Source organism: Variovorax sp. Varisp41, assembly GCF_047325085.1.
GTDB lineage: Bacteria > Pseudomonadota > Gammaproteobacteria > Burkholderiales > Burkholderiaceae_C > Variovorax.
The window spans coordinates 1,928,771-1,954,603 of record NZ_CP168540.1; the positions used below are offsets into that span (position 1 = coordinate 1,928,771).

Here is a 25,833-nt window from a genome sequence, read left to right on the forward strand (position 1 = left end):
GCGACTTCAGAGCGCGGCGATCGCGGCCTGCCGCGCGCGGTCGATCTCCGCATGGTTGGCCTCGGCCCAGCGGTCGACCGCGATCAGCGTGCGGCTCAGCGACAGACCGAGCGGGCTCAGCCGGTACTCGACGTGCGGCGGCACGGTCTGGTGGTCCTCGCGCAGCACCAGGCCATTGATCTCGAGATCGCGCAGGGTCTGCGTGAGCATCTTCTGCGAGATGCCGCCGACCCGGCGCAGCAGTTCGTTGTTGCGCAGCGGCTCGTCGCGCAGCAGCGGAATGATCAGCAGCGCCCACTTGTTGGCGACGAGCTCGAGCACGCGGCGCGAGGGGCAGCCGGCGCTCCAGACGTCGGCGGGCGCGGCCTCTGCCACGGCGGCGGAATTCTTCGATGCGGGCATGGCGATTCCCATGGTTACCAGAAGGTGCGTACTTGTGGCTCGGTGCCTGGGCCGGAATTATCCGTTTCCACATCAACCCTGCACACAACGGAGGAACGGATCATGGGATGGTTGTTACTGCTGGCGGCCGGCGTGGTCGAGATCGCGATGGCCGCGGCGCTCAAGCGCTCGGAGGACTGGACCCGGCTCTGGCCCTCGGTCGTCGGCGTGGCGAGCGCGCTGCTGAGCATCTTCCTGCTCGCCAGGTCGCTGCGCTATCTGCCGTTGGGCCTGGCCTATGCGGTGTGGACCGGCATCGGCTCGGTCGGCGTGGTGCTGATGGGCGTGCTCGCCTTCGGCGAGACGCTGTCGGGTCCGCGCATGGCCTGCATCGCGCTGGTGGTGGCGGGCACCGTCGGCCTGCGCACGCTGGAGGGCTGAGCGGCATGGGCTCGACGATCCTCCACATCCAGGCCTCGCCCTCGGGCACGCGTTCGCGCTCGATCGACACCGCGCAGCATTTCCTGCAGCGGCTGCGCGAGCGCGACCCCACGGCCGAGATCCGCACCCTCGACATCTGGGCGCTCGACCTGCCGCCCTTCGACGCCGCCATGATCGACGCCAAGTTCGCGGTGCTGCGCGCGCAAGCCGCCACCGACGAGCAGCGGCGGCACTGGCAGCGCGCCGTGCGCCTCGCGCAGGAGTTCGACGCGGCCGACAAGTACGTGTTCAGCCTGCCGATGTGGAACTTCGGCCTGCCCTACCGGCTGAAGCACTACATCGACGTCGTGACCCTGCCGGGCGAGAACTGGCGCTGGTCGGCGCAGGAGGGCTACACCGGCCTGCTGCACGGCAAGCGCGCGGCGCTGGTCTATTCGAGCGCGAGCGACTACCCGGTGGGCCTGCCCGCGCATGCGCGCGATTTCCAGAAGCCGTACATGCGCACCTGGCTCGAGTTCCTCGGCATCGTCGACGTGGTGGAACTGGCCGTGGCACCGACGCTGGCACCGCCCGAGGCGGTGGCCGCGAACCTCGCGCGCGCCAGGGCACGAGCCGACGAACTCGCGCGCGACTTCTAGCGCGGCGGGTCGCCCACGCCATCGAAGCGCTGCGCGAGCCACACCAGCAGCGGCATCGCCACGGCCCAGACGAGGGCCAGCACCGCGAGCGCCGGCACCCGGTCGACGAACTGGGCCGCGCCCAGCTTCACGCCCGCGACGAACGACGCCGGCCCGCAGACCGCGCCCAGCACGGCCGCGAGCAGGTAGCGCCGGCGCAGCCAGCGCAGGGTGACGTTGAGCGCGATCGCGAACAGGCCCCATAGCGCGACCATCCAGTACGGCGCGAGCTGCGCGACCGGCTGCCCCGAGGGATAGCGCACCAGCCCGCCGAGCGCATGGCCGGTCTCGATCACCACGCCCAGCGCGCAGACGATGGCCACCAGCCGGGCCTCCTGCGCGGGCCGGGCCGACACCCACAGGTGCCAGGCGATCGCCGCCGCGATGCACGCCGTGCCCCACAGCGGATGGCCATGCGCCGCGCCGAGCACGGCCGCGAACCAGGCGAGCTGGAACACGACGAAATTGGCGATCCGAACGGCGGTCATGGCAACAGGTACGCGCGCCGCGGCGATCCGGATGCCGCGATCTACATCGCGGGTACGTGCGTGCGCGCCGCCGCGCGGCGCAGGCTCTGCGGCGGCTGGCCGAAAGCGCGGTGGAAGGCGCGCCGCATGCGCTCGGGATCGGAGAAGCCGGTCTGCGCCGCGATGCGGTCGACCGACTGGCCGCCCTCCTCGATCAGGATGCGCGCGGTCTCCACGCGCAGCTTCTCGATTGCGCGCGCCGGCGACTGGCCGGTTTCGGCCAGGAAGGCGCGGCTGAACTGGCGCGGGCTCAGGTGCGCCACCTCGGCGAGCTGGTCGACCGAGAGGTTCTTGTGCAGGTTCTTCTTCGCATAGTCGAGCGCCTGCTGGATGCGGTCGGTGCGCGGCTCGAGCTCGAGCAGCGCCGAGAACTGCGACTGCCCGCCCGCGCGCCGGTGGTAGATCACCAGCTTGCGCGCCACCGAGCGCGACAGCTCGAGGCCCAGGTCGCCCTCGACCAGCGCGAGCGCGAGGTCGATGCAGGCGGTCATGCCGGCGGAGGTCCAGACCGGGCCGTCCTGGATGAAGATGCCGTCCTCCTCCACCTTGATCGCCGGAAAGCCGCGCTGCAGTTCGCGCGCGAAGTGCCAGTGCGTGGTGGCGCGGCGACCGTCGAGCAGGCCGGCCTCGGCCAGCACGAAGGCGCCAGTGCAGATGCTGCCCAGGCGCCGCGTGCGCGGCAGCGCGCGGCGCAGGAAATCGAGCAGGCCGCCCGAACTCGGCGGCACCGTGGTCGAGCCCGCGACCAGCAGCGTGTCGAAGCGGCGCCGGTCGAAGGCGCGCGAATCGACCGTGACGCCGGCCGTGCTGGCCACCGGGCCGCCGTGCTCCGACAGCACCTCGAGCTCGTAGACCGTGCGCCCCGCCTCGGCGTTCGCGAGCTCGAAGACCGAGAGGGCCACCAGGTCGAGGATCTGGAAACCGGGAAAGACGACGAGGCCGATGCGCTGGGTCATGATGTCTTTAAAGGAGGGAAACATGTCATTTGAGACATCAGTGTCCGACCCAAACTCCTGGCTGTCAAACCACCTTTCCTCATCCCCTTCGACATCCAAGGACCTTTCCCATGAGCTCGCAAGACATCGCCATCTCCGCCCCCGGCAAGGGCACCGCGCTGATCACCGGCGCTTCCACCGGCATCGGCGCCGTCTACGCCGAGCGCCTCGCGCGCCGCGGCTACGACCTCGTGCTGGTGGCGCGCAACAAGGAGCGCCTCGAAGCCCTGGCCGAACGGCTCGTCAGGGAGACCGGCCGCCGCGTCGAGGTGCTCGCGGCCGACCTCACGGCCACCGCCGACCTGCGCCGGGTCGAGGAGCGGCTGCGCAGCGACGAACGCATCACCCTGCTGCTCAACAACGCCGGCCTCGGCGCCACCGCGACCCTGCTCGATTCCGACCCCGACCAGATCGACACCATGATCCAGCTCAACGTGGTCGCGCTCACGCGCCTCACGCGTGCGGTGGCCCCCGGCTTCGTCGCGCGCGGCGGCGGCGCGCTGATCAACATCGCCTCGATCGTCGCGCTCTCGCCCGAGCTGCTCAACGGCAGCTACAGCGGCAGCAAGGCCTATGTGGTCAACCTGAGCCAGTCGCTGCACCACGAGCTCGGCGCCAAGGGCGTGAAGGTGCAGGCCGTGCTGCCGGGCGCGACGCGCACCGATTTCTGGGGCATCGCGGGCGTGCCGGTCGAGCACCTGCCGCAGGAGATCGTGATGTCGGCCGAGGACCTGGTCGACAGCGCCCTGGCCGGCTTCGACGCGGGCGAGCTGATCACCATCCCCTCGCTGCCCGACGTGGAAGACTGGAAGCGCTTCGACGCCGCGCGCCAGGCGCTCGGCCCGAACCTGTCGCGCAGCGTGCCGGCGGCGCGCTACGCGAACGCGGCGACAGCAACAGCAACAGCAACAGCAACAGCAACAGCAGCCTGAGCGGCGCGCGCTCGCGGCCCGCGCCTTGACCTTGGCGCGGACAGGTGGATTCGCGCGGGCGGCGCGGCCCCACCCGCCCGGCGGCAAGATGGCCGGCCATCCTCAGGAGCCCGCCCCATGAACAGCCCCCGAAGCATCAAGATCCCCGGCCCCGACCATCCGATCACCGTCGCGCCCAACCCCGCGCGCGTGGTCGTGACGCTCGGCGGCCGCACCATCGCCGACACCCGCGCCGCCCTCACCTTGCGCGAGGCCTCGTACCCGGCGGTTCAATACATCCCGCGCGCCGACGTCGACATGTCGCTGCTCGAGCGCAGCACGCACACGACCTACTGCCCGTACAAGGGCGAGTGCAACTACTTCAGCATCCCGGCCGGCGGGGAGCGCTCGGTCAATGCGGTGTGGACCTACGAGTCGCCGTATGACGCGGTGGCGGGGATCAAGGACCATGTGGCGTTCTATGTGGATCGGGTGGATGGGGTCGAGGAGCGGGCGGGCTGACGGTCGGACCTCCTTCGCCGTCGATCGGCGCGATGGCGCAGAGCCAAAGAAGAAGCCGGCCCCTGCTTTCGCAAGGGCCGGCTTCTTCTTTGGCTGAACCGCTGGCCTCATCGCGGGGCCGACCCGCACGATGCGACCGAGTTCCGGGTGCCGATTACAGCGGCAGCGAGTCGCCGCGAGCAGCGGCGCGGGCTTGTGCGCGAACCGCGTTGCGGTCCACGGTGCTGGCGACCAGCGGCGCCACGCCCGACGAAGCGCCATCGGCGTAGGGGTTGTCGCTGTGTGCCGCGGCGACCGCTTCGGCACGCACGGCAGCACGGCTGGTCTGCGACACGATCACTTGGGCCGGGCCGGCGTTGGCGCCTTCGGCATAGGGGTCGGCGCTGCGAGCGGCGATGACGGCCTGGCCGGCGACTTCGGCGCGGCTGGCGGCCGAGGTCAGAGGATGCACGCCCTCATAGGTTTCTGCGTGGGCTGCACCGGCAGCGGCGAGCAGGGAGAGGGCAACGGCGGAGAGGAGCTTCGAGGCGTTCATTTTGAGTATTCCTTCAATTCTTGTGACTTGACTTTGGATGATTCGAACCGGTCTTGGTGGGGCGCCGTCCCTTCGGGGGCGGCCACCTCGTCAGTGCCTGTTCACCCAGATCAGTCGCTGCCTTCTGCTTGTCTTGGAGTCGGCGGCTGGTCCGTGAGACGAATTGTGCGCCTTGAATCTAGGTAAAAACCCTAGGCAAATGGAACCGCGGCGTTCACGGGAAGGAAACAATCGATCGCCCGCGCCCCGCCTGTCCTCTTCAGCGGCCCTCGAGGAAATCGACCACCGCGCCCACGAACTCCTTCGGAAACTCCACGTTCGACAGGTGCACCGCGGGCAAGGTCAAGAGCCGCGCGCCCGGCACGGTGGCCGCGATCAGTTCGCCATGGCTCGCGGCCGTGACCGGGTCGAACTCGCCCGCGATCACCAGCGTGGGCCGCTCGATCAGCGCGATGGGCCGGCGCAGGTCGGCGTCGCGCACGGCGGCGAGCGCGCCGGCCAGGCCCTGCGGGTCGATCTCGAGCAGCACCTGGCGGAAGGCCTGCACCACGGGGCCGTTCTCGGTCAGCAGCCGCTCGGGGAACCAGTTGCGCAGGAAGCCCTCGGCCGTCTCCTTCATGTCGGGGGCGGCCAGCACGCCGACGATGCGCTCGTCGAACACACGGGCCGGGCCGAGCCACGAGGAGGTGTTGGCCAGCACCAGCCGGTCGATGCGTTCGGGCGCGTGCACGCCCAACCACTGGCCGATGAAGCCGCCGAGCGAGAGGCCGAGGAAATGCGCGCGCTCGATCTTCAGCGCGTCGAGCAGTTCGATCGCGTCGCGGCCGAGCCGGTCCATCGAATAGGCGCCCGGCGTGACGCCCGAGCCGCCATGGCCGCGCGTGTCGTAGCGCAGCACGTGGAAATGCCGGCCCAGCGCCTCGACCTCGCCGTCCCACATCGAGAGCGTGGTGCCGATGGAGTTCGACAGCAGCAGCACGGGCTTGCCGGCATCGCCATCGAAGCGGTAGGCGATGCGGGCGCCGTCGCCGGCGGTGGTGGTGTGGGTGAAGTGGCTCATGGCGTGCTTTCCTTGGCATGGCTTCGGAGCCTCGGGCCCCTGCAACGGCGATCACCGTGGCACAAATCGTAGTTGCGCCGCTTGGCGAAAGAAATTACAAAGTTCGATCAATCCTTGTCAGCAAATCGAACATGAGCGAATTCACCCTGCACGACCTCCAATGCTTCGACGCGGTGGTGCGCGCGGGCGGCTTCCAGGCCGCCGCCACGCAGTTGCATCGCTCGCATCCGGCGGTGTTCGCGGCCGTGGCCAAGCTCGAGCGGCAGCTCGGCCTGGTGCTGCTCGACCGTGGCGGCTACCGCGTACAGCCCACCGAGGCCGGCCGCTCCTTCCATGCGCGTGCGCAGTCGCTGCTGCGCGAGCTCGAGGGCCTGCGTGGCCATGCGCGCCAGCTCGCGGTGGGCGAGGAAAGCGAACTGCGCGTGGTGATCGGCGACCTGTGCCCGCGGCCGCAGGTGCTGGCGATGCTGGCGCGCTTCTTCGCGCAGTGCCCGGGCACGCGGCTCGCGCTCTATTTCGAGGCGGTGGCCGGTCCGGCCGAGCGGCTGTTCGACGGCGAGGCCGACCTGATCCTGCACGGCATCGACAAGCGCGATCCGCGGCTCGAATGGATCGACCTGTGCAAGGTGCCCTTCGTGCCGGTGGTAGCACCGGCGCTGCTGGCCGAGCCGCTGCCGCGCGCGCCGGGGCCCGAGCGCATGCGCGCCTACACCCAGTGCGTGATGCGCGACACGGCGCGCCACACGCCGCCCCAGGACCACTTCCTGATCGAGGGCGCGCGCCAGTGCACCGTGGCCGACCAGCTCATGAAGAAGGAAGTGATCCTGCTGGGCCTGGGCTGGGGCCACATGCCGCGTTTCCTGATCGAGGAGGAGCTGCGCGACGGCCGGCTGCGCTCGATCGCGGGCCGCCACCTGCCCGGCAGCGTCGAGGAGCTGGTGGCGGCGCGCCGGCGCGACCGCTCGCCGGGGCCGGTCGCGAGCCGGCTCTGGGCCCACATCGAGGCCGAGGCGCCGGCGCTGCGCCGTGCGCTCGCCGGCAATGGCGAGGCTGCTAGCGCCCCAGGTCCTTCGCCGACACCCCGGCAATCCCCCAGTTCTCCTTCGGCACGTCGTGCAGCCACACGCGCACATTCTCCTTCGGCGCGTTGACGGCCTCGACGATGGCGGCCGTGACCTTCTCGATCAGCGCGCGCTTCTGGTCCTCGGTGCGGCCTTCGATCAGGTAGATCTGTGCAAACGGCATGGTCTTGCTCCTTCCATGTTCAGACGAAGCGCAGCCCGACGCTGCCCATGCCCTGCACCTTGAGCGTGACCGCGTCGCCCGCCTGCACGGCCACCGCCTCGGTGATGCCGCCCGAGAGGATCAGCGTGCCGGCGGGAATCTCCTCGCCGCGCGCGCCCAGGTGGTTGGCCAGCATCGCGATGGCCGCGGCCGGATGGCCGAGCACCGCCGCGCCGGCGCCGAAGGCCACGGACTGGCCGTTCTTCTCGAGCACGATGCCCGTGGTGCGCAGGTCGACCTCGCTCGCGGGCACGGCCCGGCCGCCGACCACGAAGCGCGAGGCCGAAGTGTTGTCGGCCACCACGCTCTTGAGGTCGAACTTGAAGTCGCGGTAGCGGCTGTCGATCACCTCGATGCCCGGCAGCACGAAGTCGGTGGCCGCGAGCACCGCGCCGATGTGGCAGCCCGGGCCGCTGAGCGCGCGCTTCGTCACGAAGGCGATCTCGGGCTCGACCTTCGGATGGATCAGCTCGCTCACCCTGCACTCGCCGCCCTCGGGCACGGCGTAGTTCTCGGCCATGAAGCCGAAGACCGGCGTGGTCACGCCCATCTGCTTCATCTTGGCGTGCGAGGTCAGGCCGGCCTTGAGGCCGACGATGCGCAGGCCGCGCGCGGTCTTGCGGCGGCGGATCTCGTCCTGGATCGCATAGGCGTCGTCCCAGTCCATCTGCGGGTATTCGTCGGTGATCTTGGGCGTGTCGCGCGCCTCGAGCTCGCAGGTCTCGAGGTGCTCGGCGAGCGCGGCGATGGTCTTCGCATCGAGCTTCATGCCGCCACCTCCTGGCGCGAGCGCGCCAGCGTGATCGCCGTGTCCTCGATCATGTCCTCCTGCCCGCCGACCATGCCGCGCCGGCCCAGCTCGACCAGGATCTCGCGCGCCGGCACGCCGTACTTCTTCTCGGCGCGCTTGGCGAACAGCAGGAAGCTCGAGTACACGCCCGCGTAACCCAGCGTGAGCGAGTCGCGGTCGACGCGGATCGCGTGGTCCATGATCGGCACCACGCGGTCCTCTGCCACGTCCTGGATGCCGAACACGTCGACGCCGGTCTCGATGCCCATGCGGTCGCAGACCGCGACGAACACCTCCATCGGCGTGTTGCCCGCGCCCGCGCCCAGCCCCGCGGCGGCGGCGTCGATGCGGTTCGCGCCCGCCTCCACCGCGGCGATCGAGTTCGCGATGCCCATCGCGAGGTTGTGGTGGCCGTGGAAGCCCAGCTCGGTGTCGGGCTTCAGTGCCGCGCGCACCGCGCCCAGCCGCACCTTCACGTCCTCGGGCAGCATATGGCCGGCCGAGTCGGTCACGTAGATGCAGTTGGCGCCATAGCCTTCCATCAGCAGCGCCTGGCGCACCAGCAGTTCTGGCGAGGCCATGTGGGCCATCATGAGGAAGCCGACCGTGTCGAGGTCGAGCTTGCGCGCCATCGCGATGTGCTGCTCCGACACATCGGCTTCGGTGCAGTGCGTGGCCACGCGCACCGTGTGCACGCCCAGGTCGTGCGCCATGCGCAGGTGGTCGACGGTGCCGATGCCCGGGATCAGCAACGCCGAGACCTTGGCGCGCTTCATCAACGGGATCACGGTGCCGAGGTACTGCTCGTCGGAATGGGCCGGAAAGCCGTAGTTGACCGAGCTGCCGCCCAGGCCGTCGCCATGCGTGACCTCGATCAGCGGCACGCCCGCCTCGTCGAGGCCGGTGGCGATGTGCTTCATCTGTTCGAGCGTCATCAGGTGGCGCTTGGGATGCATGCCGTCGCGCAGGGTCATGTCGTGCACGGTGACGCGGCGGCCCTTGAGGGTGGTGGTGTTCATGGGGTGGGTGCTCCTATGCCGCGACGGCTTCGGGTTGCGGGGCGCCGGCGAGCATCGCCTCGGCGAACATCTCCGCCGTGCGCGCCGCGGCGGCGGTCATGATGTCGAGATTGCCGGCGTACTTGGGCAGGTAGTCGCCCAGGCCCTCGACCTCGAGGTAGATCGACACGCGCTTGCCGTCGAACACCGGCCCGTTGACCAGCTTGTAGCCCGGCACGTAGCGCCGCACCTCGGCGATCATGGCGTGCACCGAGGCCGTGATGCGCGCCTCGTCGGGCGTGTCCTCGGTCAGGCAGTGCACCGTGTCGCGCATGATCAGCGGCGGCTCGGCGGGGTTGACGATGATGATCGCCTTGCCCTTCGCGGCGCCGCCCACGCGCTCGACCGCGCCGGCCGTGGTGCGGGTGAACTCGTCGATGTTCTTGCGCGTGCCCGGGCCGACCGAGCGGCTCGACACGGTGGCCACGATCTCGCCGTAGGCCACGGGCTGCACGCGCGACACGGCCGCCACCATCGGGATGGTGGCCTGGCCGCCGCAGGTGACCATGTTGACGTTGGCGGGCCGCTCGCCGGCCTCGGCCATCAGCGCCTGCAGATTCACCGGCGGCACGCAGAACGGGCCGATGGCCGCGGGCGTGAGGTCGATCATCAGCACGCCGAGCGCATTGAGCTTCGCGCTGTTCTCGGCATGCACGTAGGCGCTGGTGGCATCGAAGGCGATGCGCACGCCGTCGGCCTTCACGTGCGGCAGCAGGCCATCCACGCCCTCGGCCGTGGTCTTCAGGCCCATCTCGCGGGCGCGCTTCAGGCCGTCGGACTCGGGGTCGATGCCCACCATCCACACGGGCTCGAGCACCGGGCTGCGCTGCAGCTTCGCGAGCAGGTCGGTGCCGATGTTGCCCGGGCCGATCAGCGCGCACTTGATCTTTTTCGTCATGGGTTTTTCTCCGTCAATGGAAGCGCACCGAGCAGCCGCCGAGGCCGCCGATGGAGACGCGGAAGTTGTCGCCGGCCTGGGCCGGGAACATGGCGGCGAGCGCGCCCGAGAGGATCACCTCGCCGGCCTTGAGGCCGATGCCGAGCGCGCCGAGGGTGTTGGCCAGCCACGCGACCGCGTTGACCGGCGAGCCGAGCGCGGCGGCGCCCGCGCCGGTGGCGATGATCTCGCCGTTCTTCTCGAGCACCATGCCGCAGGTCGAGAGGTCGACGCGGCGCGGATCGACCGCGCTGTCGCCGAGCACGAACACGCCGCAGGAGGCGTTGTCGGCCACGGTGTCGGCGATCCTGATCTTCCAGTCGCGGATGCGCGAGTCGACGATCTCGAAGCAGGGCATCACGCATTCGGTGGCGGCCAGCACGTCGGCATTGCCGATACCCGGGCCCATCAGGTCGCGCTTGAGGATGAAGGCGATCTCGCCCTCGGCCTTGGGCTGGATCAGCGTGGCGCTGTCGATCGACTCGCCCTCGCCGACGATCATGCCGTCGAGCAGGTAGCCGAAGTCGGGCTGGAACACGCCGAGCATGTTCATCACGGCGCGCGAGGTCACGCCGATCTTCTTGCCGACGATGCGCTCGCCGGCCTCGAGGCGGCGCGCGATCATGCGCTGCTGCACGCCGTAGGCATCGGCCACGGTGATGCCCTCGTGGCGGCTGGTGAGCGGATCGACGACGCCGCGCGCGCGCAGCGCCTCGTAGAGCTCGTCGCCGAGCTGCTGGATCAGTGTGGGGTCCATGGTCTCTCTTTGCGTTGGGATGGAAGAAATCAGTCGGCCTCGGCCAGGAAGTCGCCGACCAGCCGCGCGAAGCGCGCGGCATGCTCGATCTGGGTCCAGTGGCCGCAGCGGCCGAACACATGCAGCTGGCTGTCGGCGATCCACTCGGACAGCGTCAGCGAGGTGGCGAGCGGGATCACGCGGTCCTCTCGGCCGTGGATCAGCAACGTGCGATGCGGCAGCGCGCGGATGTCGGCCTCGGGACTGGCCAGCGCATCGACCCAGCGCTGGCGCGGCGCCGGGAACATGGCGCCGAACGACTCCTGGAAGCCGGGCCGGATGCTGGCCTCGTAGCGCAGCTGCGCGAGCTCATCGCTGACCAGCGTGCGGTCGAAGGCGAACACGTCCATGATGCGGCGCATGTTCTCGAACGAGGGTGTGTAGCCCCAGACGGCATCGAGGCCCGGCGTGATCGCGAAGGGCACGCCCACGCTGCCCATCAGCACCAGCCGGCGCACGCGCTGCGGCGCGCGGATGGCCAGCGCCAGCGCGAGCGCGCCGCCGAAGGAGTTGCCGATCAGGTCGGTGCGTTCGATGTCGAGCGCATCGAGCAGGTCGAGCGCCTGGCGCACCCAGCCGTCCATGTCGTAGGCCGCGCCCGGCACGCGCTCGGTGAAGCCGAAGCCGGCCATGTCGGGCGCGATCGTGCGCCGGCTCGCGGCCAGCACCGGCAGCACGAGCCGCCAGTTGGCCCAGGCGCTGACGCCCGGGCCCGAGCCGTGGATCAGCAGCACGGGCGCGCCCTGCCCCAGGTCGTGCACGTTGGTGGCGAAGCCGCCGGTGCGCACGCTGTGGGCGATCTCGGGATTGGTCACTGCCGTGTCCTCAGAGCTTGATGCAGACGTTGCGGAGCTCGGTGTAGAACTCCAGCGAATGCACGCCGCCCTCGCGGCCGATGCCCGAGGCCTTGGCGCCGCCGAAGGCGGTGCGCAGGTCGCGCAGGAACCAGCTGTTGACCCAGCAGATGCCGACTTCGACGCGCTTGGCGACGCGGTGCGCGCGGCCGAGGTTCTCGGTCCACACGGTGGTGGCGAGGCCGTAGTCGGTGGCGTTGGCGAGCGCGATCGCTTCCTCCTCGGTGTCGAAGGGCGCGATGTGGCAGCAGGGGCCGAAGATCTCCTCGCGGATCACGGCGGCCGTCTCGGGCAGGCCGGTCCAGATGGTGGGCTGCACCCAGTTGCCTTCGGCCAACGCCCCCTTCATGGCCGGCACGCCGCCGCCCGTGACGACAGTGGCACCCGCCTGCACGGCCTTCTCGTAGTACGAGAGCACCTTGCGCTGGTGCTCGCGCGAGATCAGCGGGCCGAGGCCGACGCCGGGTTCTTCCGAAGGACCTGGCTTCAACGCCTCGGCCTTGATCTTGAGCGCCGCGACGAACCTGTCGAAGATCGGCCGCTGCACATAGACCCGCTCGGTGCCCAGGCAGACCTGGCCGCAGTTCTCGAAGGCCGAGCGCGTGATGCCGGCCACGGCCTTGTCGAAGTCGGCATCGGCGAACACGATGCCGGCGTTCTTGCCGCCGAGCTCGAAGGACACGGGCCGCACGCCCTTGGCGGCCGCGGCCATGATGGCCTCGCCGGTGCGGGTCTCGCCCGTGAAGGTGATGCCGTTCACGCCCGGATGCCGGGTCAGGAACTCGCCGGCCGAGTCGGGCCCGAAGCCGTGCACGACGTTGTAGACGCCCGCCGGAATGCCGACGGCATTCATCACCTCACCGAGCAGGGTGGCGGTGGCGGGCGTTTCCTCCGACGGCTTGACGACGACGGTGTTGCCGCAGGCCAGCGCGGGGCCGACCTTCCAGGTCATCAGGAGCAGCGGCAGGTTCCAGGGGCAGACGACACCGATCACGCCCAGCGGCGAGCGCACGGCGTAGTTGAGCGCCTGGCCGCCGTCGGGTGTGGCCATCTCGAAGCTCTCGGTGGGCACGTTCTTCACGATGTCGGCGAACACCTTGAAGTTGGCCGCGCCGCGCGGGATGTCGACATGCGAGGCCAGCGCATGCGGCTTGCCGGTGTCGGCCATCTCGGCGGCGAGGAAGTCGTCGAAGCGCCGGTTGATCTCGTCGGCCACCGCATGCAGCAGCTCGACGCGGCGCGCGACGCTCATGCGGCCCCATTCGCCGTCGAGCGCGGCGCGGGCCGCGCGCACGGCGGCATCGACCTCGGCCGCGCCGGCCTCGTGCACCAGGCCGATCAGGCGGTTGTCGACCGGCGCCCGGTTCTCGAAGGTCTTCGCGCCGGCGACGAACTCGCCGCCGATGAAGTTCATGAACTGCTTCATCGAGCGCTCCTCAGGTCAGCACGCTCAGGAAGTTCTCGTTGAGCTTGCGGTCGTGATAGAAGATCGCGCGCCCGAGCTCGTCGTCGGTCCACACCAGCGGCGGCTTGTCCGGGTAGTAGATGTAGCCGCCCGAGAACACCTCGTTGCGGTTGCCGCTCGGGTCGAAGAAGTAGATGGTCTCGCCGCGCGTGATGCCGTGGCGCGTGGGACCGATGTCGAGCGACACGCGCTTCTTCGAGATGATGTCGGCCGCCTTCAGCACCTCGCCCCAGTTGTCGAGCAGGAACGACGCATGGTGGAACTTGTTCTTCTCGGCATGGCGGATGAAGGCGATGTCGTGCGGCTTGGTCGAACAGGTCAGGAAGGCCGCGATGTACATGCGCTCGGGACCGGCCACCACGCTCTCGGCGAGCTGGAAGCCCAGCACGTCGATGAACAGCTTCATGGTGCCGTCGAGGTCGTCGCCGTACAGCAGGCAATGGTCGAAACGCGAGGGCGCCATGCCCTTGAGGTCGTCGGGATAGACCTCGGGGTTCTCGTAGGACATGCCGTTGCCGACCTTTTCCTTCTCGGCGAACAGTTCGATCGAATGGCCGGTGGGCACGGTGAAGCGGAAGCGCCGGCCGGTGCGCAGATGCTCGCCGGCCTCGATCCACTGCAGATCGGTCGCGAGGCCGCTGGCCTTGACGTCGGCCGCGAGCTTCTCGAGCGTGGCGGGCGAATCGACGCGAAAGCCCATGAAGTCCATGCCGGCCTCGTCGGCCTCGCGCAGCACCACGCTGTGGTGATCGTGCTCGTCCCAGGCCTTGAGGTAGATGCGGCCCTGCGGGTCGCGCGCGGTTTCGATCAGGCCTAGCACGTCGCGGTAGTGCTTGAGCGCGGCCTCGATGTCGAGCACGCGCAGTTGCACGTGTCCGGGACGGATGACGCCGGTGATTGCCATGAGAGTCTCCTTGGTGGTTGAAAAGATTTCAGGTGGGGGAACTGGAATTTCTGGAAGCCGTTGCCGCATGCCTTTCGATGCAGCGGGCCAGCTTGTCGACGGCGCGCAGTGCGAGGTCGCTTTGCGGATAGGCCCTGCAGGCGAGCACGTAGCCCTGGGCTTCTTCCGCGGCACTGACGTGGCAGCGGCTCATGCGGTCGTGGCGCACATGGCCCGATTCGATGCGGACCTTGCAGACGCCGCAGCCGCCGCCTCGGCAGCCGACGGGAATGCCTTTGCGACCCAGCTTTTCCATGCCGCCGAGCAGGGTCTGGTCGGGTTGGCAGTCGTATTGCTCACTGGTGTTGGCGATGGCTATTGAGAAGGGCATGTTTTTTTCTTGGTTGATCGGGGGCGCGTGCACAGGACAGCGGGTACTTCCCTCCGCGAATGTCCCCCGCCCTTCGGGCTCCTCCTTGATTTCGCTGCGGGAAGCACCCACTGCCCTGTGCACGTGGGCGCAGCGGTGGTGCGGGCGGTTCGACAACCGTTGCGTCCAGGCGCACGTCGATGGGGTACTCCCCGCAGCGAAATAAAGGAGGAGCCGAAGGCGGGGGACATTCGCGGAGGGGAGTACCCCGTCGGCGTGCGCCCGCCCCGATGCATCCAAAAAAAGACGAGTCATCGCTAGAGCGCCTTGAACAAGGGACTGCGAGGCGCGGCAGAAGCCGCATCCGCCGCCGTAAAGAACTTCTCGGTATAGATATCGCGCTCGAACAGCCGCCCCTGCATCAGCGTTGCGATACAGGCCTCGGTCATCGGCGGCGGACCGCACAGGTAGGCCTTGTGCCCCCGGAAGTCGTTCGCGAAATGCGCCTTCAGCGCTTCGTGCGCATAGCCCCGCGCACCGGCCCAGTCCGAGCCTTCGGGCAGGTCCGACAACACCGGCACATAGGTGAAGTTCGGATGCGCATCGGCCAGCTGCTCGAACAGCTCGCGGTAGTACAGCTCCTCGGCATTGCGCGCACCCTGGATCAGCGTGATCGGCAAGGTGCAGCCCTCGGCCAGCAGGTCGAGCACCATCGACTTCGGGCTCGACAGCCCCGAGCCTCCGGCCACGAAGATCATCGGCAGCCGCGCCGACTTGCGCACGAAGAAGCGGCCGTTGGGGGCCGTGAAGCGCAGCCGCTGGCCCGGCTGCAACTCGTCGTGCAGCCAGCCCGTGGCGCGGCCGCCGGGCACGCGGCGGATGTGCAGCTCGATCAGGTCCTCGCCCGGTGCATTCGCGATCGAGAAGGCGCGCGCCCCTTCCACGCCCGGCACCTGCAGCATCACGTACTGCCCGGCCTGGAACGAGGTCGCGCGTTCCGTGCGCAGCCACAGCCCGCGGATCGTCGGCGTCAGCATGCGCGCCTCCACCACCTCGGCATCGAAGTCCTCGAGCGGCAGGAAGCGCGCGTCGGGGTCCTCGTCGATCTCGGCCTCGATCACCAGGTCGGCCTGCGCCATCGCGCAGCACGCCAGGATCTTGCCCTCGTCGCGCTCGAAATCCATCAGCGCGAAGTTCGAGGCATCGCCGTGGTCGCATTCGCCCTCGAGCACCTGCACCTTGCAGGTGCCGCACACTCCGTGGCCGCAGGCGTGCGGCAGCCACACGCCCGCGCGCAGGCAGGCATCGAGCACCGTCTGGCCGTCGCGCGCCGCCACGCCCTGGCCCAGCGGCTCGATCATGATCTGGAAGCTCATGGCATCGCTCCTTGCTCGGTGGGCAGCCTCAGCTGCACGAACCCTCGATGCCGCGCAGGCCCGGCGTGCGGAAGCGGATCGCCGACTTGTGGACCAGCCCGTTGTCGGCCAGCGACTTCGCGGCGTCGGGCACGAAGGGCTTGCCCGAGTCGAACCACTCGGCCGTGGCCCAGTCGATCCTTTCGAAATCGGGATGGCTGCCGTAGACGCCGGGCAGCACCTCCGACAGCAGCGCGCCGAAGGGCATGGCCGGGGGCAGCGGCAGGCACACGGGCGAACAGAACAGCAGGTGGTCTTCCCAGCCGATGTAGAGCAGGCGGTTGCCGTGGAAGCGCTCCTCGGCATCGGCGACGGTGCCGGTGTAGCCCGGGGCGAGTGCAATGACGGACATGTTTTTTCTCCTGGATGAGTGACGGCTTCGCGTTGTGGCTCAAGCGACGATCGCCTCTTGCTCGGGCGGGGCGCGGCGCTCTGTCGAGGTGTCCTGTCCCGTCCACCGATCCCAGTTCGCCTGGTCCGGCGAGCCGTTGAACTCGCCGTTGTCCGAGCCCACGTTGATGTGGTAGTAGTCGAGCACCGCCGCGAGCGGGTTGAAGCCCTCGACCGTCGGGTCGGTGCCCTCGGGGAAGCAGTTGCCCTGGTAGATCTGGTGCACCGGCAGCCAGGCCTGCACGTACTTCTCGGGCTCGCCGTCGAACACGTCCTTGCAGCCGTCGGAGCAGAAGTGGTACTTCATGCCGTGGTAGCTGCTCTCGCGATAGCAGATCTTGGTCGGGTCGTCGGGCTCGGTGAAGGCCATCGGGATCTGGCAGGTCTGGCACAGCATCGGCAGCGTGTTGTTGAACCAGCGCTTGCCCTGCTGCTCCTGCGCGGCCAGCCATTCGAAGCGCGGGCGGTACAGCGCATCGAAGGTGTCGGGGTACTTGGCCGACAGCCACTCCATCTCGTCGGGGCGCGGTGCCCACACGTTGATGTTGGCCGCGTGGCCGTAGTTGTTGAAGATGGCCCAGGCCTCGTGCGAGAGGCGGCCCTTCTCCTTGCTCGCCACCTCGTGGTACTTGGGCATGCGGATGCCGTAGCGCGAAAGGTCCTGGAACAGCGCACCGCCGTTCTTCTCGAAATACATCTCCCAGGCCTCGGACCAGCTCATCACCCGCTTGGGCAGCATGTAGTCCATCATCATCGACACCAGCGTCAGCAGCCGGTAGCCGCGCCAGAACCACTTGTCGACCCACTTCTGCACGATCGGCACGTTGCCCGGGTCCTGCTCGAGGATGAACTTCACCACCTCCAGGCCCAGCGTCATGTGGCGCGACTCGTCGCTCTGGGCCGAGAAGCCGAAGGTCACGGTGGCCATGTCGCCGTTGTAGGCCGCGCCGCTCATGAAGGGCATGAACAGCAGGTTGGTCAGCACGTACTCGAACGAGAACGAGATCGCGGTCACGAACTCGAAGGGCCCCGCGCTCATCGCGTCCTCGAAGTAGCTCTTGGGCACCGACAGGTACCACACGCGGTCGTGCATGTGCTGCGGATCGTGCAGGCCGTTGAAGTACTTGTTGAAGTGGCTGATGGTGTGGAACTGCGTCTGCGCATGGCGCAGCTCGTCGATCGACTGCATCTGGCAGGCCACGCGCGCGCCCACGCCGCGGAACGACCGCCCGGCCATCGCGTAGCCGCGGTGCGCCGCGTACTCGAGCGGCGACACACCCGTGAGGAACAGCTTCAGCGTGTTCAGGTAGCGCGGGTCGCTGATGTTGAACTGGCCGTTGTTCTGCTGGAACGCGTCGATGATCGCGTAGAGCTTCTTCTCCTTCTCGCCCTGGAACTTCCAGTAGGCGTCCATCGTGAGGCGGAACGGGTCCTCCCACTGGTCCCAGTCGTGGATCTTGATGCCCTCGAACCGGTCGAAGGGGAACACGTCGTCCATCGACTGGTAGCTGGTCTCCCAGCCGAGGCCGCGAGTCATCATGGCGTAGCGTTCCTTGAGGCCGAGGCGCTTGCCGGTGCTGCTGTTGGGGGTCGTCATGGCGTTGTCGTCCTGTGCGTTGTCGTTGTGGGTGCGGTGGTTTTCGGGGTGCGCGCTCAGGCGCCCCAATGCAGCGTGAACTCGTCGTCGGTTTCCTCGATGCTTCCCGACAGCGAGATCAGGCTCAGGTGCAGCTCCTGCAGGTCCCAGCGGCGGCCGAGCAGCGACTCGACCGTGGCGCGGCGCAGCGTGAGCCGGCCGGGCGCGTCGATCTTGACCATGGCGGGGTACTCGCTGACGCTGGCCTCGGGGTTGTCGGCCACGATGGCCTCGACGATGGCGCGGGCGCTCTCGCTGATCTGCAGCGCGATGAAGACCGGCGTGCGGGAGAGTTCTGCGGTGGCGGTGGTCATGGGGATGGGTCTCCTTGCGGTGGTGATTCAGGCGGTGCGCACCGAGCGTGCGAAGCGGGCGTCGAGCGCCGTGGCGAGTTCCTGCAGCGCGGGTGCGCCCTGGGCGCCGAGCGCCAGCGCGGCCAGCGGCGCGAGCGCCTCGGCGATCTGCGCGCGCCAGTCGGCGTACCAGGCCGCGAGCTTCCGGGCATTGGCCGGCGACTCGTCGGCCGCGGTCTTCAGCGTGGCATCGACCCAGCGCGCGTTCTCTTCGAACCACTCGTTCATGAACTCGGTCAGCATCGCCAGCGCATGGCCGGTGGCCGCGCCTTGCGCGTTCACGTAGTGGCGGTAGACCAGCGGGTACAGCAGGCCGTCGAACACCAGGTTCTGCGCCACGAACAGCTCGAACCAGTCCCTGGTGACGAACAGGTTCTCCATCGTGCGGCGCACGCCCTGCCAGGCCGGATGCGACATCCAGGCCTCCTTGCCGGCGTCGAGCGCCTGGCCCGAGTTGCCGTCGAGCTGCAGGCCGATGCGCGAGAGGTATTGCGCAATGCCGAGCCGGTCCATGGCCGCGAAGACGAAGGGCTGCGTGATCGCCGTGCCGTAGCCGTAGCCGCAGCAGTAGCTGTGGTTCATGTTCGCGCCCCACTCGTAGTGGCGCAGCGGCACCAGCACCTGCTGCAGCGACTCGCGCACGCCGGCATCGGCCTGCGCCAGCAGCTGGCGCTTGTCGGCGAACTCGAACTGCCGGTCGGCGCCCTCCTGCTGGCGCGCACGCGTCATCGTGTAGACGCCGTAATAGAAATGACGCGGATCCTTGAACGCATACCAGTCGGCCATGACGATCGCGGTGCGGCGCTTGTCGTAGAGCTCGTGCTGCGGATCCCACAACGGCCGGTAGTGGAAGTTGGCCGTGGGCTGCATGTCCAACGTGGCTTCCTGGTAGCGCGAGGCCGGCTTGTCGCCGAGCCGCCGCGCCACGTGCGAGAAGGTCTGGCGGATCGGCCGGATGTCCGAGGTCTTGATGTCGACTTGCACGGTGGGGTCTCCTTGGGTTGTCTCTTTGGAAAAAACGGTGGGTGGGCGTGTCAGTGCTCGATGCCGGGCGCGCCGAAGCGCCACTTCATGCGCTCGAAGTCCAGGCGCGCGCCCTCCTCGGTCGTCAGGTGGCGCACCTCGTGGCGGGTGCAGAACTCGCGGAACTGGTCGAACAGCAGCACCAGCTCGACCGCGAGCTCGGGGTCGCCGATGGCGAACTCGAACTCGACGAAGCGGGCGTCGCGGGTACCGGTCACGCGCACGAAACAGGGCTGGCCGGTCATCCGGGCCGCGCTGTCGCTGGGGTGGCTCGCAGGCATCGAAGGCATCACTTGTTCAATCCATCACTTGGTGGACGACAACGGCGCCGCCCATGCCTGTAAGGGCAACGGGCGTGCCAGCGCGGCTAAGTGATTGATTTGCAAAGGCCCGTGATGCCGGCGGGCCGCGAGCACCGGGTAGTCCCGGATGCTCGTTTGATCATTTGCTGCGGTGCAGCTTGATCAAATGGTGAAAACGCCGCGATCGGCTCAGGAGGCCGGCAGGCCTTCCTTCTTGAGGCGGTAGGCCAGCTGCGGCCGCGTGATGCCCAACAGGCGCGCGGCCTGCGAGAGATTGCCCTTGGCGCGCTGCATCGCGGTCTGCATCAGGCGTCGTTCGAGCGAGGCGATGTCGATGTTCTGCTCGAGCACGCGCTGGCACAGCGCGTCGAGCTCGCTGCCCTCGCCCGCGGCCTCGGCCGGCGCGCCGACCTGGCCCTTGGCATCGAGCCCGCTGCCATCGGGCGTGCCGGGCGGCGACATCCACAGGTGGCTGGCCTCGATGTCGCCATGGTCGGGTGCCAGCAGCACGGCGCGCTCGATCACGTTCTCGAGCTCGCGGATGTTGCCGGGCCAGGCGTGCTTCTGCACGTCGCGCGCGGCCTTGTCGGTCAGGCCGCGCAGCTTCTTGCCGTAGAGCGCGCTGTATTTCTCGACGAAGCGCGCGACCAGCGCCGGGATGTCGGCCGTACGCTCGCGCAGCGGCGGGATCGAGATCGGGAAGGTGTTGAGCCGATAGAACAGGTCGGTGCGGAAGCGCCCGGCCTGCATCGCCTGCTGCAGGTTGACGTTGGTGGCGGCGACGATGCGCACGTCGACCTTGATCGGCTGCTCGGCGCCCAGGCGCTCGACCTCGCCGGTCTGCAGCACGCGCAGCAGCTTGACCTGCGCGGCCAGCGGCAGGTCGCCGACCTCGTCGAGGAACAGCGTGCCGCCATGCGCGCGCTCGAAGCGGCCGGCGCGCGCATGGTGGGCGCCGGTGTAGGCGCCCTTCTCCACGCCAAACAGCTCGGCCTCCATCAGATCGGCCGGGATCGCGGCGCAGTTCACCGCGATGAAGGGCTGGCGCGCGCGCGGGCCGTTGTCGTGCAGCCAGCGCGCGAACACCTCCTTGCCCACGCCGGTCTCGCCGAGCAGCAGCACCGTGATCGCGCTGTCGACCGCGCTGCGCATCAGCTCGAAGGCGGCGCGGAAGCCCGGCGACACGCCCACCAGCTTCTGGTCGTATTCGCGCCGCGGCTGCAGCCGGCGGATGTGTTGCAGCCCGAGGTTGAACTCGATCAGGTTCTCGGCCACGTGGTGCTGGCGGAAGTAGTCGAGGTAGTGGTCGTCGTGCCAGTCCTCGGCCGGCTGGCCGACGATGCGGCAGCGGCTGTCGCCCATGCTCGTGCACTCGACCTCCTTGAACACCACCATGCGCCCCATGAAGGCCGTGGTGTAGCCCGAGGCATAGCCGATCTGCGACCAGCACTGCGGGTCCTCGCCATAGCCGAAGTCGGCCACGTGGGCCTCGCACTCCCACGAGTTCTCCCAGAGGAACTCGCCGTAGAACTGCCTGGTCGCGATGTCGAACTCGAGCTGCGTCTTCTGCACCGAGACGATGCCCTCGATGGAATGCAGGCGCGGGCCGAGCATGAAGGCGTCTTCGGCGCGCATGCCGGCGCGGCGCTCGCGCACCGCCACCTCGCCGTCGCGCAGTCCCGACGCGAAGCCCATGCGCACCAGCAGGCCGCGCGCACGCTCGATGCCGAGCGAGTCGAGCAGTTCCTTGCGCAGCTCGGCGAAGGCGCGCGCGTGCAGGAGCAGCATGCGCTGCTCGTCCAGCCAGATATGGCCCGAGCCGGCGCTGAAGCGCAGGAGCGAGAGAAGTTCTCCCACGGGGTGTCTCCTAGATCTTGGGGGCGTGTCGGCCCGCATTGTGCGGCACGGTGCGGCGCGCGGGGAGCGCGTTTTCGCGGGGGCCTCGGCCCGGTCGCCGGATCCTCCCGGGCCTCAGCGGATATGCATCAACCCTGCGCCTTGCGCGTCTCGATCCAATGCACGACCTTGCCCGAATGGCTGTCCGGCGCCTTGGCGCCGACACGTCGGGCCAGGTCGGCCAGCGTCTGGGAGGAGAGCACCTGCCGCATCCGTTCCTCGGCCTCGAGCATCACGGCGTGGATCGAGCAGACGCCGTCCATCGCCCAGCGCGGCGCCTCGCCGTCGAAGACCGCGCAGCGGCCGCGGATCTCGCGGCACTCGAACAGCGCCTTCGGTCCGTCGATGGCTTCCACCACCTCGAGCACGCTGATCCGGTCGGCGGGCTTGGCCAGGCGAAAGCCGCCGTTCTTTCCCTCGGTCGCCTCGGTCAGGCCGGCCTTGCGCAGCTTGGTGAAGAGCTTGGCCACGAACTCCACCGACAGGCCCTGGAGCTCGGCGAGGTCGCGCACGCTGGCTTCGGTGACTCCGGTGGGAGGCCCCGACAAATAAAGAAGGCAATGCAGTCCGTATTCGACACCGGCACTGATGTGGCTCAAGCTGGCTCCCGTGGGAATGGAGGGGCGGATCGTAACTGAGCCACCTCTCGCGCTGCGCGACGCGCGGCGGCGCTCACTTCTTGTCGAGCGTGACCAGGTTCTTCTCCTTCGAATCGGCCACGAAGATCGCGAGCAGCTTCGCGGGTTCGGTGGCGCTCGCGTTGTCGCTCACCGCGTGATGAGCACCGGGCTGCTCGGTCCAGCTCTCGCCCGCGCGATAGACGACCTCCTGGCCGTTGTCGAGCTTGCTGCGGATCGCGCCTTCCAGCACATAGCCCACGACGAAGGCCTGGCCGTGGCGATGCGCGGGCGTCTTCGCGCCGGGGGCGTAACTGACGACCAGCGCCGTGAGCGTCTTGCCGGGCACGTTGGCGATCGCATGGGCGAAGGCCGGAACGATGACTTCGCGTTGCGGCTCCGGCGGTGCCGCGACAGCGGAGCCCCCGGTGATGAAGGCGAGGAGCGCGAGTGCGAGCGATGCGGTTTTCATGGAAGGTCTTCCTTGGGTTGGCGTTGCGGATGTGCACGGGCGGATGCCGTGCGTCTAACGAGGGTCGTTGGCGGCGACCCGCATGGATTCGCCGTCGGCATGAACGTCGACCACCAGCCGCTCGAACGCCCGCTGCTCATCGGCGCTCAGGCCCTGGGCCAACACCTTCAGCGCGTTGCGATAGCACGGCAGCATCAGCGCGGCGACCGAGCGCCACGTCTCGTCGCCCGCCGCGATCGCGGACTCGCATCGAAGGATGTTCGTGTACGCGCCCAGCATGGCGAGGGGTCGGTTCATGAAATCGGCGATTGAAATTTTTACTACGACCAGTATAGTCGTAGTTAAGCGATCCACACCGGATCGTCTTGAAGACCCCGCGCGCGCCGCACCCTTCGCGACGCGCCGCGGGACCTGAACCTCGAAGAACCGAAACATCCAAAATGACCCAACGAATCCTGGTTGTAGGCGCCGGCTTTGCCGGCATGTGGAGCGCCTTGAGCGCCGCGCGCGCACTCGACATGGCAGGCCATGCGAACGACGGCGTGGAGATCCTGCTGGTCGCGCCCGAGCCCACGCTGCATGTGCGCCCTCGCCTCTACGAAGTGCCGCAGGAGGCGATGAAGGCGCCGCTGCAGTCCGTGTTCGATACCGTCGGCGTGCGCTTCCTCGCGGCACGCGTGGACCACATCCGCACCGATGCGCAGGAGGTCGACGTGGTCGACGCCGCGGGCGCGCGCCAGACGCTCGCCTACGACCGGCTGGTGCTCGCCGCGGGCAGCAAGCTCTTCCGCCCGCCGGTGCCCGGCCTGCATGCGCACGCGCTGAGCGTCGACCAGTACGAGGACGCCGTGGCGCTCGACGCGCACCTGCGCAAGCTCGCGGAGCAGCCCTCCTCGCTCGCGCGCAACACCATCGTGGTGGTCGGCGGCGGCTTCACCGGCATCGAGACCGCGGCCGAGATGCCCGCGCGGCTGCGCGAGATCATGGGCGGCGACATCGAACCGCGCGTGATCGTCGTCGAGCGCGCCGATGCGATCGGTCCCGACCTCGGACCGGGTCCGCGGCCGGTGATCGAGAAGGCGCTGAAGTCGCAGGGCGTCAGCTGGCGGCTGGGCGTGGAGGTCGAGAGCATCGACGCCGAAGGAATCACCACCTCGGGCGGCGAACGCATCGAGGCAGCGACGGTGATCTGGACCGCCGGCATGCGCGCGACCGCATTGACGCAGCAGATCCCCGCCGAGCGCGATGCCGCGGGCCGGATCCTCGTCGACCGCAACCTGCAGGTACCGGGCGTTCCGAACGTCTTCGTCACGGGCGATGCCGCGCGCGCCGCCACCGACGACGATGGCAATGTCGCGATGATGTCGTGCCAGCACGCGATGGCGCTCGGACGCTCGGCCGGCCACAACGTCGCGGCCGACCTGCTGGGGCTGCCCAAGATCGCCTATTCGCAGCCCAAGTACGTGACCTGCCTGGACCTCGGTCCCTGGGGCGCCGTGTACACCGAGGGTTGGTCGCGCGAAGTGAAGATGGAAGGTGCCGAGGCGAAAGCGCTCAAGCACCAGATCAACACCGAGTGGATCTATCCGCCCATCGGCGACCGCGCCGAGATCCTGCGCTCGGCGGATCCCGGCCGCATCGTCGTGGCCTGAGCCGCGTCGCGGCTGCCGGGTGTCAGTACCCGGTCCGCTTCCAGGCGATGCCGTCGGTGGAGCGGTAGGTGCCGCCGGTGGCGCAGCAACCGCCGGCACCGACCGCCATGCGGCCCAGTCGGGCCGTCATCACGCTGCCCTCGACCTGCAGCGACTGGCGCTGGCAGACGCTGAAGAAGGGATAGAACTCGGGCTTGAGCACCGAGGTCCATTCGACCTCGCCGCCCTCGAGGCTGCGCACGCTGTAGACCTCGCAGTCGTTCACGACCAGGTGGATCGGCCGCCCGGCGAAGGTGCCGCGGAACATCAGTTCGGGCGGCGCATCGCGCGTGATCTGCGCCTCCTTGCTCAGCGGTGGCGGCGGCTCCGGCCGCTCGCAGCCCGCGAGCGCGACGATCATGGCCAGGCCGCAGGCGATGCGGTGCAGGCCCCTCACGCGACGTCGCTCCCATCGTCGCGCTCTTCTTCCGCGACCGCACTGCGGTCCTTGATGCGCGTGACCTGCGACAGCAGTGCATCTTCGGCCGCCATGTCGGGCCGCTGCCCGCGATACACCGGCTGCTCGAAGCTGCCGCCCGCATAGCGATAGAGATAGCGCACCTCGACCAGCGTGCCGGGCGCGGGCAGCGCCTCGTTCGGCGGCACGGTCACGTTGCCGAGATCGACCAGCACGCCGGCCTCGTCGCGCAGGCCCACGGCCACCGAGCGCTGCGCATTGACGCGCAGCACCTCGCAGGTCGCGCTCTGCTGGAACTTGAACTTGAGGCTTGCGTTGCTGCGCCCCGCGGCGAAGGGCGCGGCCAGCGCCTTGAGCACGAAGCCCTCGCCATGCGCGGCACGCAGCTCGGCCGCGCGCCGGTGCTTGGCCGAGGCCTCGGTCTCGAGCGGCAGCACGGCCATCCATGGCAATGCGATCGCGAAGGCCTCGAGCCGCCGGAAGCGTTCGACGAAGGCCTGCGCGCGCAGGTCCTCGCCGGCCGCCTCGAGCAGGTCGAAGGCCAGGAAGCCGTCGCCCACGTGCTCGCCCGCGATCACCGCGCGGCCGGCCGGCAGCGCGGCGGTCGCGACCCAGGCCTGCGGGATGTCGACGAACAGGCCGCGACGGTTGGTGCCGCGCACCGCGTCCTCCTCGATCACCAGCATGCGGTTCTCGCCATCGGCCTTTTCCTGCAGGCCCCAGCCGGGGTCGTCGAGGTAGCGCGTGAGCTGCGTCTCGGCGATGAGGGTCGGCAGCTGCGGCAGCTCGCCACTCATGCGGCCCGCGAACTCGGAAGCGGTGTAGAGCGCGCCCGAGGCATCGGTGGTGTAGCCCTTGCCGGTCTTCTCCTTCACCACCTTCTGGTAGATCTTGAGCGCGGCCTCGTAGCCGACCGGGCTGCTGGTCTTGGTGCCGGTGGCCAGCGTGCCGCCGCGCCGGCCGTTGCCGTAGTCGACCACCCAGCCCTCGTCCTTCGGCCGCAGGTGGACCTGGTAGACCTTGTCGGAGCCCTGGCCCGTGAAGTAGAGGAAGCTGGATTGCGCGAGAGGTTCGGTGCTGGACATGGCGGCGGATGCGATGGAACGAACGGCGCCGTGGCATTGCACGACGCTG

The 25,833-nt window shown here is 69.0% G+C and carries 31 protein-coding genes and 1 pseudogene; 6 read left to right on the plus strand and 26 right to left on the minus strand.

Annotation, left to right across the window (positions count from 1 at the left end):
• Positions 1-6: 6 nt before the first annotated feature.
• On the minus strand, positions 7-402 hold the full coding sequence (locus ACEN9J_RS09070; RefSeq protein ID WP_413763868.1) for a winged helix-turn-helix transcriptional regulator: 396 nt from the start codon (positions 400-402) through the stop codon (positions 7-9).
• Positions 403-504: 102 nt separating this feature from the next.
• Here ACEN9J_RS09070 and ACEN9J_RS09075 point away from each other — a divergent pair, with 102 nt between their 5' ends.
• Together ACEN9J_RS09075 and ACEN9J_RS09080 are read left to right on the plus strand one after the other, a co-directional pair.
• Positions 505-822: a DMT family transporter gene (locus ACEN9J_RS09075; protein ID WP_413763869.1), complete on the plus strand. Its 318-nt coding sequence runs from the start codon at positions 505-507 to the stop codon at positions 820-822.
• 5 nt (positions 823-827) lie between these two features.
• Positions 828-1,460 (plus strand): FMN-dependent NADH-azoreductase, encoded by a 633-nt coding sequence (locus ACEN9J_RS09080; protein WP_413763870.1) that lies wholly within the window; start codon positions 828-830, stop codon positions 1,458-1,460.
• On the opposite strand, the gene ACEN9J_RS09085 is transcribed toward ACEN9J_RS09080, so the two are convergent.
• Positions 1,457-1,987 (minus strand): DUF2878 domain-containing protein, encoded by a 531-nt coding sequence (locus ACEN9J_RS09085; RefSeq protein ID WP_413763871.1) that lies wholly within the window; start codon positions 1,985-1,987, stop codon positions 1,457-1,459. The genes ACEN9J_RS09080 and ACEN9J_RS09085 overlap by 4 nt on opposite strands.
• Positions 1,988-2,028: 41 nt before the next feature.
• Complete coding sequence (locus ACEN9J_RS09090; protein WP_057596311.1) at positions 2,029-2,982, minus strand: GlxA family transcriptional regulator; 954 nt, start codon at positions 2,980-2,982, stop codon at positions 2,029-2,031.
• 110 nt (positions 2,983-3,092) lie between these two features.
• Here ACEN9J_RS09090 and ACEN9J_RS09095 point away from each other — a divergent pair, with 110 nt between their 5' ends.
• Both ACEN9J_RS09095 and ACEN9J_RS09100 read left to right on the plus strand, forming a co-directional pair.
• A complete protein-coding gene (locus ACEN9J_RS09095; RefSeq protein ID WP_413763872.1) occupies positions 3,093-3,953 on the plus strand; it encodes an SDR family NAD(P)-dependent oxidoreductase in 861 nt (286 codons plus the stop codon).
• Positions 3,954-4,070: 117 nt separating this feature from the next.
• Entirely contained in the window at positions 4,071-4,454 is a 384-nt protein-coding gene (locus ACEN9J_RS09100) for a DUF427 domain-containing protein (protein ID WP_208513494.1), read from the plus strand.
• Between the two features lie 154 nt (positions 4,455-4,608).
• Here ACEN9J_RS09100 and ACEN9J_RS09105 read toward each other — a convergent pair whose 3' ends face one another.
• Positions 4,609-4,989, minus strand: coding sequence for a helicase SNF2 (locus ACEN9J_RS09105; RefSeq protein WP_413763873.1), 381 nt, complete (start codon positions 4,987-4,989; stop codon positions 4,609-4,611).
• A 259-nt stretch (positions 4,990-5,248) separates the two neighbouring features.
• Entirely contained in the window at positions 5,249-6,049 is an 801-nt protein-coding gene (locus ACEN9J_RS09110; protein WP_261211025.1) for an alpha/beta fold hydrolase, read from the minus strand.
• A gap of 131 nt (positions 6,050-6,180) precedes the next feature.
• Here ACEN9J_RS09110 and ACEN9J_RS09115 point away from each other — a divergent pair.
• A pseudogene (locus ACEN9J_RS09115) lies at positions 6,181-7,083 on the plus strand (LysR family transcriptional regulator); the annotation flags it as partial.
• A 19-nt stretch (positions 7,084-7,102) separates the two neighbouring features.
• On the opposite strand, the gene ACEN9J_RS09120 reads toward ACEN9J_RS09115, so the two are convergent.
• From ACEN9J_RS09120 to ACEN9J_RS09210, 19 genes are all read right to left on the minus strand, one after another.
• Entirely contained in the window at positions 7,103-7,294 is a 192-nt protein-coding gene (locus ACEN9J_RS09120) for a 2-hydroxymuconate tautomerase (protein WP_057597602.1), read from the minus strand.
• 19 nt (positions 7,295-7,313) lie between these two features.
• The gene (gene dmpH / locus ACEN9J_RS09125) at positions 7,314-8,102 is read right to left on the minus strand and encodes a 2-oxo-3-hexenedioate decarboxylase (RefSeq protein WP_413763874.1); all 789 of its coding nucleotides are present in this window, start codon (positions 8,100-8,102) and stop codon (positions 7,314-7,316) included.
• Positions 8,099-9,142 carry a 4-hydroxy-2-oxovalerate aldolase gene (dmpG, locus tag ACEN9J_RS09130; protein WP_413763875.1) on the minus strand — a complete coding sequence of 348 codons (1,044 nt, stop codon included), beginning with the start codon at positions 9,140-9,142 and terminating at the stop codon, positions 8,099-8,101. Before dmpG ends, dmpH begins: the two co-directional genes overlap by 4 nt.
• Before the next feature lie 13 nt (positions 9,143-9,155).
• Positions 9,156-10,079: an acetaldehyde dehydrogenase (acetylating) gene (locus ACEN9J_RS09135; RefSeq protein WP_413763876.1), complete on the minus strand. Its 924-nt coding sequence runs from the start codon at positions 10,077-10,079 to the stop codon at positions 9,156-9,158.
• A 13-nt stretch (positions 10,080-10,092) separates the two neighbouring features.
• On the minus strand, positions 10,093-10,875 hold the full coding sequence (gene dmpE / locus ACEN9J_RS09140; protein WP_203205419.1) for a 2-oxopent-4-enoate hydratase: 783 nt from the start codon (positions 10,873-10,875) through the stop codon (positions 10,093-10,095).
• A 29-nt stretch (positions 10,876-10,904) separates the two neighbouring features.
• On the minus strand, positions 10,905-11,729 hold the full coding sequence (locus ACEN9J_RS09145; RefSeq protein WP_413763877.1) for an alpha/beta fold hydrolase: 825 nt from the start codon (positions 11,727-11,729) through the stop codon (positions 10,905-10,907).
• Positions 11,730-11,739: 10 nt separating this feature from the next.
• Positions 11,740-13,194 carry a 2-hydroxymuconic semialdehyde dehydrogenase gene (locus ACEN9J_RS09150; protein ID WP_413763878.1) on the minus strand — a complete coding sequence of 485 codons (1,455 nt, stop codon included), beginning with the start codon at positions 13,192-13,194 and terminating at the stop codon, positions 11,740-11,742.
• A 10-nt stretch (positions 13,195-13,204) separates the two neighbouring features.
• Positions 13,205-14,137 carry a catechol 2,3-dioxygenase gene (locus tag ACEN9J_RS09155; RefSeq protein ID WP_057597595.1) on the minus strand — a complete coding sequence of 311 codons (933 nt, stop codon included), beginning with the start codon at positions 14,135-14,137 and terminating at the stop codon, positions 13,205-13,207.
• Between the two features lie 28 nt (positions 14,138-14,165).
• A complete protein-coding gene (locus tag ACEN9J_RS09160; RefSeq protein WP_082322077.1) occupies positions 14,166-14,507 on the minus strand; it encodes a 2Fe-2S iron-sulfur cluster binding domain-containing protein in 342 nt (113 codons plus the stop codon).
• Between the two features lie 296 nt (positions 14,508-14,803).
• Entirely contained in the window at positions 14,804-15,862 is a 1,059-nt protein-coding gene (locus tag ACEN9J_RS09165) for an NADH:ubiquinone reductase (Na(+)-transporting) subunit F (RefSeq protein WP_413763879.1), read from the minus strand.
• 28 nt (positions 15,863-15,890) lie between these two features.
• Positions 15,891-16,253 (minus strand): phenol hydroxylase subunit P4, encoded by a 363-nt coding sequence (locus tag ACEN9J_RS09170; protein ID WP_413763880.1) that lies wholly within the window; start codon positions 16,251-16,253, stop codon positions 15,891-15,893.
• Between the two features lie 39 nt (positions 16,254-16,292).
• Positions 16,293-17,888, minus strand: coding sequence for an aromatic/alkene/methane monooxygenase hydroxylase/oxygenase subunit alpha (locus ACEN9J_RS09175; RefSeq protein ID WP_057597164.1), 1,596 nt, complete (start codon positions 17,886-17,888; stop codon positions 16,293-16,295).
• 56 nt (positions 17,889-17,944) lie between these two features.
• Positions 17,945-18,241: an MmoB/DmpM family protein gene (locus tag ACEN9J_RS09180; protein WP_057597160.1), complete on the minus strand. Its 297-nt coding sequence runs from the start codon at positions 18,239-18,241 to the stop codon at positions 17,945-17,947.
• Positions 18,242-18,268: 27 nt separating this feature from the next.
• The gene (locus tag ACEN9J_RS09185; protein ID WP_413763881.1) at positions 18,269-19,264 is read right to left on the minus strand and encodes an aromatic/alkene monooxygenase hydroxylase subunit beta; all 996 of its coding nucleotides are present in this window, start codon (positions 19,262-19,264) and stop codon (positions 18,269-18,271) included.
• Positions 19,265-19,314: 50 nt separating this feature from the next.
• Positions 19,315-19,593 (minus strand): phenol hydroxylase subunit, encoded by a 279-nt coding sequence (locus tag ACEN9J_RS09190; protein WP_203205410.1) that lies wholly within the window; start codon positions 19,591-19,593, stop codon positions 19,315-19,317.
• Between the two features lie 201 nt (positions 19,594-19,794).
• Positions 19,795-21,501 (minus strand): sigma 54-interacting transcriptional regulator, encoded by a 1,707-nt coding sequence (locus ACEN9J_RS09195; protein ID WP_413763882.1) that lies wholly within the window; start codon positions 21,499-21,501, stop codon positions 19,795-19,797.
• A gap of 89 nt (positions 21,502-21,590) precedes the next feature.
• A complete protein-coding gene (locus tag ACEN9J_RS09200) occupies positions 21,591-22,100 on the minus strand; it encodes an RrF2 family transcriptional regulator (protein ID WP_413763883.1) in 510 nt (169 codons plus the stop codon).
• 73 nt (positions 22,101-22,173) lie between these two features.
• Complete coding sequence (locus ACEN9J_RS09205) at positions 22,174-22,590, minus strand: cupin domain-containing protein (protein ID WP_413763884.1); 417 nt, start codon at positions 22,588-22,590, stop codon at positions 22,174-22,176.
• Positions 22,591-22,644: 54 nt separating this feature from the next.
• On the minus strand, positions 22,645-22,887 hold the full coding sequence (locus tag ACEN9J_RS09210; protein ID WP_413763885.1) for a hypothetical protein: 243 nt from the start codon (positions 22,885-22,887) through the stop codon (positions 22,645-22,647).
• Between the two features lie 143 nt (positions 22,888-23,030).
• Between ACEN9J_RS09210 and ACEN9J_RS09215 the strand changes: the two genes are divergently transcribed.
• Entirely contained in the window at positions 23,031-24,242 is a 1,212-nt protein-coding gene (locus tag ACEN9J_RS09215; protein ID WP_413763886.1) for an NAD(P)/FAD-dependent oxidoreductase, read from the plus strand.
• 22 nt (positions 24,243-24,264) lie between these two features.
• Here the strand turns inward: ACEN9J_RS09215 and ACEN9J_RS09220 are convergent, their stop codons facing one another.
• Both ACEN9J_RS09220 and ACEN9J_RS09225 read right to left on the minus strand, forming a co-directional pair.
• Positions 24,265-24,678, minus strand: coding sequence for a hypothetical protein (locus ACEN9J_RS09220; RefSeq protein WP_409976586.1), 414 nt, complete (start codon positions 24,676-24,678; stop codon positions 24,265-24,267).
• Positions 24,675-25,784, minus strand: a complete 1,110-nt coding sequence (locus tag ACEN9J_RS09225) for a hypothetical protein (RefSeq protein ID WP_057597152.1) — start codon at positions 25,782-25,784, stop codon at positions 24,675-24,677. The genes ACEN9J_RS09220 and ACEN9J_RS09225 overlap by 4 nt, the downstream gene beginning before the upstream one ends.
• Positions 25,785-25,833: the final 49 nt, after the last annotated feature.